This is a genomic window from Akkermansia muciniphila (assembly GCF_030848305.1).
Taxonomy (GTDB): domain Bacteria; phylum Verrucomicrobiota; class Verrucomicrobiia; order Verrucomicrobiales; family Akkermansiaceae; genus Akkermansia; species Akkermansia muciniphila_A.
The window spans coordinates 1,023,686-1,035,596 of sequence record NZ_CP114598.1; the positions used below are offsets into that span (position 1 = coordinate 1,023,686).

Sequence of the window (11,911 nt, forward strand, 5' to 3'; positions counted from 1 at the left end):
CCCGGCGTGGAACATTATCTTATTTAAAAAGCATGGCATTGGGCAAGAATCATCATCATGACATAGGTCAAAATCATGCCCAGGATGCCCAGAATGACGCCGGAAACGGCCATCCCCTTGGAACTGACCAGGCCGGTGGCATAGGCCAGGGCGTTGGGGGGAGTGCTGATGGGAAGGCTCATGCCCAGGGAGGAGGCGAACGCCACGGATACCAGCAGGGCGGTAACGCCGCCCATAGGGGCCAGATTGTCGCCCATGTTGACGCCGACGACCGCGATAATCGGAATGAGCAGGGAGGCCGTAGCCGTATGGCTCATGAAGGTGGCCATGAACAGGCAGATGATTCCCGTGCCCACCATGAGCGGGAAGGGGGACCATTCGGCAAAGGGAATGGAGCCGATTAGGTTTTTTGCCAGTCCGGTGTCTTGCAGGGCCAGCCCCAGGGCAAAGCCGCCGGCTACCAGCCAGAGCACGTCCCAGCCCATTTTCTTCAAGTCTTCCCTGGTGATGGTTTCCGTAATGGCAAAGACGGCGATGGGAATCATGGCGATGGTATTGGAGTCCAGCCCGTGCACTCCCTTGCCCGTTACCCACAGCAGAACGGTAACGGCAAAGGTAACGTAAACGATAATGGCCTTGGGGGTTCTCAGGAATTTACCACCCACCTGCAGTTCCAGTTTCTTTTGGGAGATGGGGAACAGCCACAGCAGGAGAAGCCACGCAATCAGAATCATGACGATGACGAAAGGAATGCCGAACATGAGCCATTTGCCGAAGGAAACGTCCAGCCCCATACCCTGCAGCGCCTTCAGCGCGATTGCGTTGGGGGGCGTGCCGATAGGCGTTCCGATGCCGCCGAGGTTGGCGGCGATGGGGATGGCCAGGGCAAAGGCGGCGCGGCCTTTGTCTTCCGGAGTAAACAGGGACAGCACCGGCGTCAGGATGGCGAGCATCATGGCGGCGGTAGCCGTGTTGCTCATAAACATGGAGAAAAGGGCCGTTACGGACATCAGCCCCAGAAGCACAAATTTGGGATTGGTTCCGAAGGGTTTCAAAAGTACTTTGGCCAGGTTCATGTCCAGCCTGTATTTGGTCGCGGCCGCAGCCAGGAAAAAGCCGCCCAGGAAAAGCATGATGATGGGATCCGCAAAGGTGGCCATTGTGGATTTTTGCTGCATGGTGTTGACAAATTGCAGCCCCTGGATGCGTGAGGTTATTTCCTTGCTGTACAGGCGTCCGGCTGCGGTCTTGAGCTGGGCGGCTATGGATTCCTGCCTGGCGGCTTCTTCCGTTTTTCCTTCACGGGACAGTTCCTGCGCGTTCAGATCTATTTTTTCATAAGCGTCCATGAGCTGAAACCCCAGGGTCATCCTCACTTCTTCCGCGTCCAGCTTGGTTTTCTTATTGAGCCGGGTTTCAACATTTTCCTTCAGTTTGCCGACTATCTCCGGATTGATCCCTTTGCCTATGGCGTCATCCAGAATGGAGGATACCGCCGCCTTGTCATAACGCTCCGGCATCAGGAATGAGAGAGAGCCGTTGGAGACGCACAGCAGGGACAGGGTAATGACCATCACGGAGGTGGTCCAGATAGGGATGGGTTCCAGAATCCAGAAAAGCGCCGCCATGACGAACATGGCGATAACGCGGATTTCAATAGGGCTTAATTGGATTCCCCATGAAGCGAAAGGCAGGAAGAAGACGACTCCTGCGGCGGCCAGGCTGATAGCTGCCTTGAGCAGCTTGTTTTGGGTTTCACTCATGAATAATAGTTGGTGATATGGTTGGCGGGCGGAAGGGTACTCCCGATTTTACAAATAGAAACTTTTATTTGAAAAAATTATGTCAGAGGGGGCGGCTGCTGTTTTCCGGAGTTGGAGCCGGGCGTTTTCTCCGTGATGGGGAAGTTGCGCAACCCTATGGGGATGTGCGTATTTAGCAGGGATAAGTCAATCATCCGTTCAGGAGCGCCGATTTGGCCGAGCGTTTCCTCTGTATTAAAAAAGTTCTGGAGGTAGTAGGTCCCTTTATAGCCGCGCGACGTCAGATCCCCGCTGATCTGGTTGATTTCCTTTTCCCCGAGAAGGCCGGAGTGGATTGTTGTCCGCACCTCAAACGGGAAATTTCTGTTGATCAGATAATCCAGCGTTTGAGTGAAGAAGGGAAATAAGTCCGGACGCCCGGTAATGGAGCCGAACAGTTTTTCCGGCGCTTTGTAATCCAGTGCAATATAGTCGCAAAGCCCTTCTTCCACCAGCGTTTTCACCACGCCGGGCCGGGTGCCGTTAGTGTCTATTTTGACTGCGAAGCCAAGCTGCCGTATATTGCGGCAGATAGGGATAAGGTCGGGACACAGCGTGCACTCGCCGCCGGACAGGACTACTCCGTCCAGAAATCCCACCCGATCTCTGAGAAAATCAAGGTAGTCCGTCCGGTCTCCGGCGGGAGAATCCGTTCCCCTGACCAGAGAGACGTTGTAACAGTACTGACAAAACAAATTACAGCCTCTCAGCCAGAAGATGCAAGCCACCTTATTTGGAAAATCCAGCAAGGTGAGCGGCGTGATGTCTGCTATGCCCCGACCCGTTCCCATCGACTTCGCATATGTTGTTGGGAGAATTATCGCGGCTGTTCCGTTTGGGCGGAACAGGAGCAGGGGCGGCCCGGTTCCACGAAGTGGACGCGGTCATGGAACTCGCCCTGTTTGCCGGCATTGAAAGTTTCCACAGGGCGGTGATAGCCCATGACGCGCGTGTAAACGGTGCAGCGGGTCCGGTCCTGTGCGTACTTGCTTAATATTTCCTGTTTGGTCATTGTCGTATTGATGGTTGGGTTTTGAAAGTCGGGCGTCTATTGGGAAAGAGGATTTTTATTCATGCCTGTGGATATGAAGCAGCTCCTCATCGCAGAAGGGGCAGTATTCGTGCTCCCCGCGCAGGTAGCCGTGCTTCTCGCAAACGGAGAAGAGGGGGGTGACGGTGAGGTACGGCATGCGGAAACGGGTCAGCACTTTGCGGACAATGTCCCGGCAGGCTTCCGGGGAGCTGATGGCTTCGTTCATGTACATGTGGAAGACGGTTCCTCCCGTGTAGCAGCATTGAAGTTCATCCTGAAGCTGGAGCGCCCGGAACAGGTCGCTCGTGTGATCCACGGGAAGCTGGGAACTGTTCGTGTAATAACGCTGCCCCACGGGGCCGGCCTGGATGATGTCGGGATAGCGTTTCTGGTCTTCGCGGGCGAAGCGGTGCGTGGTGCCTTCCGCGGGCGTGGCTTCCAGGTTGTACAGGTTGCCGGTTTCTTCCTGGTATTCCTGCATGCGCAAGCGGATGAATTCCAGAATCTCTTCAGCAAAGACCCTGCCTTCTTCAGAGGTGATGTCCATCGTGTCGTTGGAGAAATTGCGCAGCAGCTCGTTCATGCCGTTGACGCCAATGGTGGAGAAATGGTTGCGGAAGGTGGGCAGGTAGCGTTTGGTGTAGGGATACAGGCCGCGGTCATACATTTCCTGAACGAAGGCCCTTTTCTTTTCCAGGCAGGATTTGGCCAGGTCCAGCAGTTCTCCCAGCCTGGCGAACAGGGCCTCCCGGTTTTGTTTGAACAGGTAGCCCAGCCGGGCCAGGTTGATGGTCACCACGCCGATGGAGCCGGTCATTTCCGCGGAGCCGAAAAGGCCGCCGCCGCGTTTAAGCAGTTCCCGCAGGTCCAGCTGGAGGCGGCAGCACATGGAACGCACGGCATCCGGCTTGTAGGCCCGTTCGTCAGGCACGCGTTCCCCGTGTTCATTGACGGTGTACTGGCTGCCGATGAAGTTCTGGAAGTAGGAGGAACCGATTTTGGCGGCGTTTTCAAACAGGAGAGGCACATTTTCCCCTTCCCAGTCAAAGTCTTCCGTGATGTTGACGGTGGGGATGGGGAAGGTAAAGGGCTGTCCGGTGCTGTCCCCTTCCGTGAGAACTTCGTAAAAGGCCTTGTTGATCAGGTTCATTTCCTTTTGGAAATGCTTGTAGGTCAGCTCCGTCAGCTTGTTGGCGCCGCGTTCCCTCGCCAGGGCGAGCAGGTTCGCGTCTTCTATTCCTTCAAAGAGGTGTTCCCCTCCGCTGAAGGGGGCCTGGTCCCGCAGGTCGCGCGGCACAGTCCAGTCAATCGTGACGTTGGTAAAGGGAGACTGTCCCCAGCGTGAGGGCACGTTCAGGTTATAGACGAAACTGCGGATGTCTTTCTTGATGCGGGGAAAGTCTGTCTGGTCCTTGAAAACGTAGGGCGCCAGGAAGGTGTCAAAGGAGCTGAAGGCCTGGGCGCCGGCCCATTCGCTTTGCAGAATGCCCAGAAAGTTCGCCATCTGGCCCAGGGCTTCCCGGAAGTGGCGGGGCGGCCTGCTGTTCACGCGGCTGCGCACGCCGTTGAATCCTTCATTGAGCAGGTTGCGGAGGCTCCATCCGGCGCAGTATCCAGTCAGGCAATCCAGGTCATGGATGTGGTAATCCCCTTCCCGGTGCGCGGCTCCTTCCCGTGCGGAGTAAACCTGGTCCAGCCAATAGTTGGCGATCACTTTGCCCGCCGTGTTGTTGATGAGCCCCGCATTGGAATACGTGGTATTGGAGTTGGCGGCAATGCGCCAGTCGCTTTGGCCGATATATTCCTCTACCGTCTGCTTGCAGTCCACGTAGGTATTGCCGGAATAAAGGCCGCCAAGCTGTTCGCGCTGCATCTTGTGCAGGAAACGGTAGGTGATGAAGGCCTTGGCCGTGTCAAAATATCCGGAGCGGAACAGGGCGCGTTCAATCATGTCCTGAATCTCTTCCACATGCGCGCTGTCCTGATGGCTCAGCTTGGCTTCCACCTCTTCATAGATGGAACGGTTGTAGGCGGTCCCGGAGCTGTGGAAGGCTTTTCTAATGGCCTCTTCAATCTTATAGCCCTGGTATTGTTCCTTTTTCCCGGAACGTTTGATGATGCTTGTTGCCATGGTGGATGTCTCGCTTGGAAAGGGTGGTGACCGCTCATCCGCGAGCCTGGGCAAAAGCCTGGAAAAACCATAGGCAGGGGCCGGCTGCATGCGCGTATCCCCGGAAAGGGGGCATGCTGGAGACCTGTGCGTATGTTCATCCTGTCCGCGGGATGGGGATACGGCAGCATCAGGTCGTCTTCTGGCTTCCGGTGCGACATGTGATGGGGACTTCCCGGCTGCCTGGGCAGCCAGTGTCCGGTCCATCGTCTACCGGTTACAGCGGCGCGTCCGCGACGGATTTTCACCGTCTTCCGTTACCTGCGCTGGAACGCAATGAACCACAGAAAGAGACATCCCGCAAGAAAAATGTATAAATAATGTGTTAAATAATTATTTACATACTATATATAGCATATGAAGGCAGAAAAATGATTGATAACACAGCTTTCTTTTCCGTCATGGCACCATAGATGCCCCGGCATTCCTTTTCTGGTCCGGGGAGAGCGGGAAAGCCGTGAACGGAGAATCTTTTGAGTGGTATGCGGGGCGGTTTGGGACGAGGCTTCTCCCATTCGGTCCGCTGCCGGCTGGGAAGCGGAGGCGCGCCGTGTGCGGGAGTGCCTCGGCTCTTCATTGCAAGTCCGGGTACGGTGGAAGCCTCCGCCTCCTGTTGTTTCTCGCGTGGCGGCCTCCTTTTTTACGGATGCGGTTGCGGCGGCGCGGGAACGGGCAGCCATTCCGCCAGCGTTTCCGGCTGGAGGGGGGCCGGAGTTTCCCGCGCGTCCGGAGAAGCCAGGTTCAGCTCGTTTCTGACGATTTCCGACCGGATGGAAGCCAGGGAAAGAAGGGTATGGAAGATGTGGTCGTGGGAGACGGCTTTCAGCCGGTTGGCTTTCAGGGCGCGAACCATGTCCGGATAGCGTGAGGCGAAAGCGTCCGAATACCAGATGAACATGGCAGGCCGGTAAACGGGCGGCAGAATATGGCCCTGGAACATTTTTCCTTCCTCGCCCAGCGCTACGCCGTGGTCGGAACAGTAAAAATAAATGGCGGGCCTGTTCTTCAACAGTGCAATCATGCGGTGAATGGAGGCATCCAGGTCCACGATGGAATTATCATAAGCATTGACGGTTTCTTCCAGATGGGCCTTGGGGTCGTCCATATTGCAGGATGCCGGGGTAAAACGTTCCGCCTGTGCGGGGTAGCTGAACGCCATATGGCTTCCGTTATTGTAAATGATGTAGAGCTGCCTGTCGCGGCCGTGGCGTTTCAGGGATTTCTCCATGACCAGGGAGGTGCGTTCCTGCATCATTCCGGGCGTCTGGTGCTGGGGCGGCGTCTGTTCCCGTTCGCGGCAGCTCCGTGTCAGGATGCCCAGGGAATAGTCATGAATGGAATCTCCGCTCAAATCCATGATGCGGACAGTATGGAACCCGTGTTTGTTGAACAGGTCAATGAAGGATGAGTGACCGGGGGCGCGGCGGCGCAGTTCCGCGTCCGTAAACATGCCGATAGCTGAAATTCTGGTCACAATGCCGAAGGAGGTGGCGTGGGGGAAGGAGACGACGTTGGACTCTCTGGAAAGCCGGGGCATCGTATTCCGGTGGTACCCGTTCAGGGGAAGATGGTCCGCCCGGACGCTTTCCCCCATGTGGAAAACCACGGCCAGGTCATCCGGGGCTTCGCAGCGGGAAAGGGGTTCCGCGCTGGACGGCAGATTCCGCAATGTGTTGAAGCGTTCCGCATCCTGGGTGATGTATTCGTCCGCCAGTTTGCACGTCATTGTGAAATCCACGAGAGGCCAGCCTTTTGCTTTGTCGGACGTATAATAAAGATAAAGGGGTTCCGAGCTGTAGGAGGCTGCCGGAATGCTCAGCAGCAGAAGGGCCCCGTACAGGCTCCAAATGCATGTCAGTGCGCCCCATGTGGCTTTTTGGCGCAGGGAACGGCGGCTCCAGTAGATGGCCAGGTAGATAAACCCGGTCAGAAGCAGTGTCCCTGCAATGGATGCGGGGGTACAGAAAGCGCAGGCTTCCCGGAAATTGGTCTCCGCCATGCTGGAAAGCACGGAAAGGTTCAGGGTCAATCCGTACCGCATCTGCATCATGTACAGGCCCGCATTAAACAGGATAATGACCGGAAGAAGGACATAGGCGGTGAAGCGGTATTTCAGGCAGAAAAGAATGGTGCCGCAGAGCAGGGACGCGGAGCAGGCGATGCCCAGGCAGCTCATCAACAGGCTCTGGCCGTCGTTGAGCACATAGGGATTAGCCGCCAGAGCCGCCGCAAGTCCGGCCGCCCAGAGGCATCGCATGCGGCGGGGAATGAACGCGGAGCGCAGAGCCTGGCAGATAACGGTCAACAGGCCGTATGTGGACGGATACCGTTCTGCGGAACCGGCGGATGCATGGGGAGGGATCATCGCAAAGAAGGGATAAAATTCTTCCTGCTTAAAGCGGGGAGATATTATAAGGGTTTCAAAATGAATCGCAAGCAGAATATGGGAGAAGCTTTTCCCGGAGTGGCCCGCCTCCGTAGAAAAGAGAAGTTTTCTTTCATGGACTGCTCTGGAAAAACAGAAAACCGCCCGGAATATTCCGGGCGGTTTTCAGGTGCCGTGGATGGCCTCCGGCATTCAAACGGAGTTTATCCGATGACAAGGAATTTTTCAGCCTTGGCGCCGCAGAGGGGGCACGCGTCCACGCCTTCCAGAGATCTGAAGGTATCTCCGCAAACCAGGCATATCCAGTATTGCCTGGGCAGGGAACTGGTGTCTCCGCTTTCCAGGGCTTTCAGGGCGACGGAATAAAAATCGGCATGTTCTTTTTCCGCTTCCGTGGCCCACGTGAAGGAGCGGACGGCGGCTTTCTGCCCTTCCTCTTCCGCCACAGCGATGAATTCCGGATACATGCTCTCGAATTCATGGGTTTCCCCGGCAATGGCGGCTTTCAGGTTTTCCGCGGTGGTCCCTACATGGATCTGGATATCGATGGGTTCCATGGTTGCCCCCAGCTTTTCCAGAACCTTGTTGTGGTTGGCGGCGTGGACGGATTCCGCCTTGGAGGCGGCTTCAAACAATTTCTGAATAAGGGGCTGCCCTTCCTGGGCGGCTTTGGCGGCATAGGCCGCGTAAGTGGCGGAGGCGGTGCTTTCGCCCGTAATGGCAGCTTTCAGGTTTTCTATGGTTTTAGTCATCGGAATTGAATTTATAATAATTCTAAAAAGATGCAACTGAAAAAATCCTTCGTGGGAGGAAAAAATGCAAATCTTTCTGCGGCATCACGGGAAGCCGTTACACAATGATTCATTGACGCATGCATGGCGAGCCTGTACAACAGAAACGTTATGAAGAGCATTGTAACAATTAGTTCGGCATGTGCCCTGGCATTTGCAGGTATGGCTTTCGCCCAGGATGCCCCGGCTCCGGCGCCCGCGCCGGCCGCTGAAACCCCTGCCGCGCCCGCTGCGCCGGCTGCTGAAGTTTCCAAGGAAGCGAAGGAAGCCGCCGATCAGATGCTGGCGTTGATGAAGGAAATGTCCGCCACGCTCAGCACGGTGAAGGACAAGGCTACTGCAGACGCGGCTGCGGAAAAGATGGCGAAGATTAATGAAAAGGGAGAAGCCCTTTCCAAAAGCGCCCAGAAGGTCCAGGCTGAAATGGATGCCGCCATGCAGGCGCGCCAGGCCGAGCTTCTGCCCATTTTCATGGGCATGATGACCGACATGCAGCGTTTGCAGCAGGCCGACTTTTACGGAAGCCAGGCTCTGAAGGACGCCATGAAGCAGACCGGCGCCGCCGGTCCGGAAGAAGATGTGGAAGTGGAGGAAGAGGTGGAAGTGGAAGCAGTTCCGGCCCCCGCTCCCGCTCAGAAGGAAGCGTCTGCCCCCGCGGCCAAGTAACTTTCTTTTTCAGGATTGTTTCTCCTCCGGCATTGCAGGATGCCGGAGGATTTTTTTATGGCAGGGCCGGCTGAAAAGGCCACGGAAGGTATGACTCAGGCGTCTGCGGTATGACTGGCTGAATGGAGGATTATGCCCGGAACACCTGAAGGCGGTTGGAAACAGGCAGGCCGCCTCCGTTTCCGGGGCGGCCTGCCGGGAGATGATGGATTAATGGCCAGATTTGTTATTTGGCCTTTTTCTTCTTGGCGGCGGCTTTGGTGGCTTTGGCAGGTTTTTCCGCCGGGCATTCGTTGACGGAGTTCCAGGACCAGTCCCATTTGTCCACGTTCATGGCACAGGCGGTCAGGAGCGCTACGGAAGCGTCCAGATCGTCCTTGTGAGCCATTTCAATAACCTGGTGCACATTGCGGGTGGGTACGGAAATAGCCCCGGCAATGGAGCCGCCCGGAACGAATTTCTGCATGGCGCCGGCGTCCGTGCCTCCCGCCGGCAGCATTTCCGTCTGCCATTTAATTTTGTGGGCGTCTGCCATGGCCTTCATGAACTTGACCATGCGGCGGTCCGCAATGACGGAACCGTCATACAGCTTGATGGCGGCGCCTGCGCCCAGGTGGGAAACCTGGTCGTGCGCCGGAGTTCCGGGAATGTCGCAGGCGATGGTGACGTCCAGGGCAATGGAGAAGTCCGGCTGGATGTCCAGCGTGCCGGCCTGCGCGCCCCTCAGGCCCACTTCTTCCTGAACGGTAAAGGCGGCCACGAAGTTGCAGGAAGGCTTTTTCTTGGAAGCTTTGATGGCGCGGAGGGCTTCAATCAGCACGTAGCACCCGGCGCGGTTGTCCAGGGATTTGACGTTCACGCAATCCCCCATTTCCACCAAATCCCGTTCGCGGGTAACGGAGTCGCCCACGGAAACGTATTTTTCCACTTCCTCCTTGCTCATGCCCAGGTCAATGAAGAAATCGGTCACTTCCGGCAGCTTGGTGCGTTCCGCCGGGGACATGACGTGGATGGGTTTCACGCCCATGACGCCGATGAGGTCTTTTTTGCCGTGGACGATGACGCGCTGGGCCGTCAGCGTCTTGGCGTCAAAGCCGCCCAGAGGCAGGAATTTGATAAACCCTTTGTCGTCAATGTGGCGGACCATGAACCCGATTTCATCCATGTGGGCGGCGGCCATCATGGTCTTTTCCGTGTTCTTGCCTTCCACGATGGCAATCACGCTGCCCATGTTGTCCACGCGCACGGCGTCCACCAGCGGGGCCACTTCCTGAATGATGAAATCGCGGATTTTGTCTTCAAACCCCGGAGCGCCCGGAGTCACGCAAACCTGACGAAGCAGTTCCAAATTCATAATGCCGTCAATGTAATGGTTTTCATGAAGGTTGGCTAGCCCATAATGCGGCCTTCGGAAGGAGACGCCGCAGGAGCCCGTCCGCCGCGCTTAACGGCATTCCCGGGTAATGACGGCATCCGGCCGTGCGGGGGCTCCGTTATCCGGCCTTTTGTAGTTGACGTTATGGGCGTCCAGAAAAGGAAGCTGGCGGTCGAGGCGCTTGCGGAAGTCCTTCTCGTTTTTCTGATCCTTGGGGGTCCAGGCTACTTCCGCAAGCGCCAGGGCGCGGGGGAAGACGTGGTATTCCCATTTCGGCAGGTTAGGGATGTATTCCGTCCAGATGTTCGCCTGGCAGCCCAGCACCTGTTTTTCCCGTTCCCGGAGCGTTCCCTGCGGGACGGGGTCCAGCCCGTAAACGCGCTGCCAGGTCAGGTTGTCGTTATTGATGGTTTCATACTCCGGCGCTGAGGGTTTGCCGGGCCCCTGGTCATAGTCAAAGTACAAGTGGCTGTTGGGCGTCATCACCACGTCGTTGCCCTGTTCCAGAGCGTGCCGCGCGCTGTTCGGCATCCAGCTGCGCCAGACCATCATGGTGGCGGTGGGGGAGAGGCCTCCTTCCTGGATTTCATCCCAGCCGATGAGCCTTTTTCCGCGGCTGTTGATCATTTTTTCCACGCGGCGGATGAAGTAGCTCTGGAGTTCGTGCTCGTTGGCCAGGCCGTTGTCCCTCATGACCTGCTGCGCCGCGGGGGACTGCTTCCACTGGTCCTTGGGGGCTTCATCCCCGCCGATGTGGATATAGGGGCTGTCCGGGAACAGGGCGCACACTTCGTCAATGACGTCTTCCAGAAAACGGAAGGTTTTTTCCGTGGGAGCGAAGGTGTAGGGATGCACGCCCCAGGTTTCCTGCACCTTGGGCGCATAGCCCGGAATGTCCGTGTTGCCCAGTTCCGGATACGCGGCAATGGCGGCGGAGGCGTGGCCCGGCATTTCCACCTCCGGAATGACGGTAATGCCGCGGTCTTTGGCGTACCGCACCACTTCCCGGATTTCTTCCGGAGTGTAATGGCCGGAGTAGGGCGCGCCGTCCGCCTTGTTGCGGCTGCCGATGACGGGGGACTGCGCCCGGGCGCCTCCCACGGTGGTCAGCCTGGGGTACTTGGAGACCGGGAGCCTCCATCCCTGGTCGTCCGTCAGGTGCCAGTGCAGGGTGTTGAATTTGTACCTTTCCATCAAATCCAGAATCTTTTTGATGTCCCGCACGGGCATCATGTGGCGGCAGCTGTCCATCATCAGGCCGCGCCATGAGAAGCGGGGCCGGTCCTCCACGTCCAGCCTGGGCAGGGTCGGATCTCCATTCCTGTCGGCAGCGACGCTTTGCACAAGGGATTGAAGGGCATACAAAGCGCCATTCACGGAACCGGAAGCAATGGAGATGGAATCCGGCGTTACGGCAAGGCGGTAGCCTTCCCTGCCCAGGGACGCGTCTTCCGTAAAGATGATGTCCGCTTTGTTTTTAACCAGCACCGTATTGATTCCATTATCGCGGAAAATCCGTTCCGCCTGCCTGGAAAGCGGATTTTCTTCCGGGAGCCTGACGCCGTTTTTCAGGGAAAAGCCGCTTTCTCCGGTTTGGGTGCGCAGGGCGGCGGGCCGGGGAATCATATGGGGCGTTTCGAGAACCGGAGCGGACGGGGCGCCCCAGCAAACAGAAAACAGGCTGACAA

9 protein-coding genes and 1 riboswitch are annotated in these 11,911 nt (G+C 57.1%); of the genes, 1 reads left to right on the plus strand and 8 read right to left on the minus strand.

Annotated features, from left to right (window positions below; genetic code table 11):
* Positions 1 to 23: 23 nt before the first annotated feature.
* From O4G22_RS04505 to O4G22_RS04530, 6 genes are all read right to left on the minus strand, one after another.
* Positions 24 to 1,763 carry an SLC13 family permease gene (locus O4G22_RS04505; RefSeq protein ID WP_297668499.1) on the minus strand — a complete coding sequence of 580 codons (1,740 nt, stop codon included), beginning with the start codon at positions 1,761 to 1,763 and terminating at the stop codon, positions 24 to 26.
* Between the two features lie 77 nt (positions 1,764 to 1,840).
* Complete coding sequence (locus O4G22_RS04510) at positions 1,841 to 2,593, minus strand: anaerobic ribonucleoside-triphosphate reductase activating protein (protein WP_306702273.1); 753 nt, start codon at positions 2,591 to 2,593, stop codon at positions 1,841 to 1,843.
* A 26-nt stretch (positions 2,594 to 2,619) separates the two neighbouring features.
* The gene (gene nrdD / locus O4G22_RS04515) at positions 2,620 to 2,814 is read right to left on the minus strand and encodes an anaerobic ribonucleoside-triphosphate reductase (protein WP_012419909.1); all 195 of its coding nucleotides are present in this window, start codon (positions 2,812 to 2,814) and stop codon (positions 2,620 to 2,622) included.
* A gap of 55 nt (positions 2,815 to 2,869) precedes the next feature.
* Positions 2,870 to 4,966 carry a ribonucleoside triphosphate reductase gene (locus O4G22_RS04520; protein ID WP_297668501.1) on the minus strand — a complete coding sequence of 699 codons (2,097 nt, stop codon included), beginning with the start codon at positions 4,964 to 4,966 and terminating at the stop codon, positions 2,870 to 2,872.
* Positions 4,967 to 5,121: 155 nt separating this feature from the next.
* A riboswitch (cobalamin riboswitch) is annotated at positions 5,122 to 5,306 on the minus strand.
* A gap of 339 nt (positions 5,307 to 5,645) precedes the next feature.
* Positions 5,646 to 7,370 carry a phosphoethanolamine transferase gene (locus tag O4G22_RS04525; RefSeq protein WP_306702274.1) on the minus strand — a complete coding sequence of 575 codons (1,725 nt, stop codon included), beginning with the start codon at positions 7,368 to 7,370 and terminating at the stop codon, positions 5,646 to 5,648.
* A 224-nt stretch (positions 7,371 to 7,594) separates the two neighbouring features.
* Positions 7,595 to 8,143 carry a rubrerythrin family protein gene (locus O4G22_RS04530; RefSeq protein ID WP_290488150.1) on the minus strand — a complete coding sequence of 183 codons (549 nt, stop codon included), beginning with the start codon at positions 8,141 to 8,143 and terminating at the stop codon, positions 7,595 to 7,597.
* Between the two features lie 201 nt (positions 8,144 to 8,344).
* Here O4G22_RS04530 and O4G22_RS04535 point away from each other — a divergent pair, with 201 nt between their 5' ends.
* Positions 8,345 to 8,848, plus strand: coding sequence for a hypothetical protein (locus O4G22_RS04535; protein ID WP_306713951.1), 504 nt, complete (start codon positions 8,345 to 8,347; stop codon positions 8,846 to 8,848).
* 226 nt (positions 8,849 to 9,074) lie between these two features.
* Here O4G22_RS04535 and O4G22_RS04540 read toward each other — a convergent pair whose 3' ends face one another.
* Together O4G22_RS04540 and O4G22_RS04545 are read right to left on the minus strand one after the other, a co-directional pair.
* Entirely contained in the window at positions 9,075 to 10,202 is a 1,128-nt protein-coding gene (locus O4G22_RS04540) for a M42 family metallopeptidase (RefSeq protein WP_290488152.1), read from the minus strand.
* A gap of 90 nt (positions 10,203 to 10,292) precedes the next feature.
* The gene (locus O4G22_RS04545; protein WP_306702276.1) at positions 10,293 to 11,849 is read right to left on the minus strand and encodes a beta-N-acetylhexosaminidase; all 1,557 of its coding nucleotides are present in this window, start codon (positions 11,847 to 11,849) and stop codon (positions 10,293 to 10,295) included.
* Positions 11,850 to 11,911 lie beyond the last annotated feature (62 nt).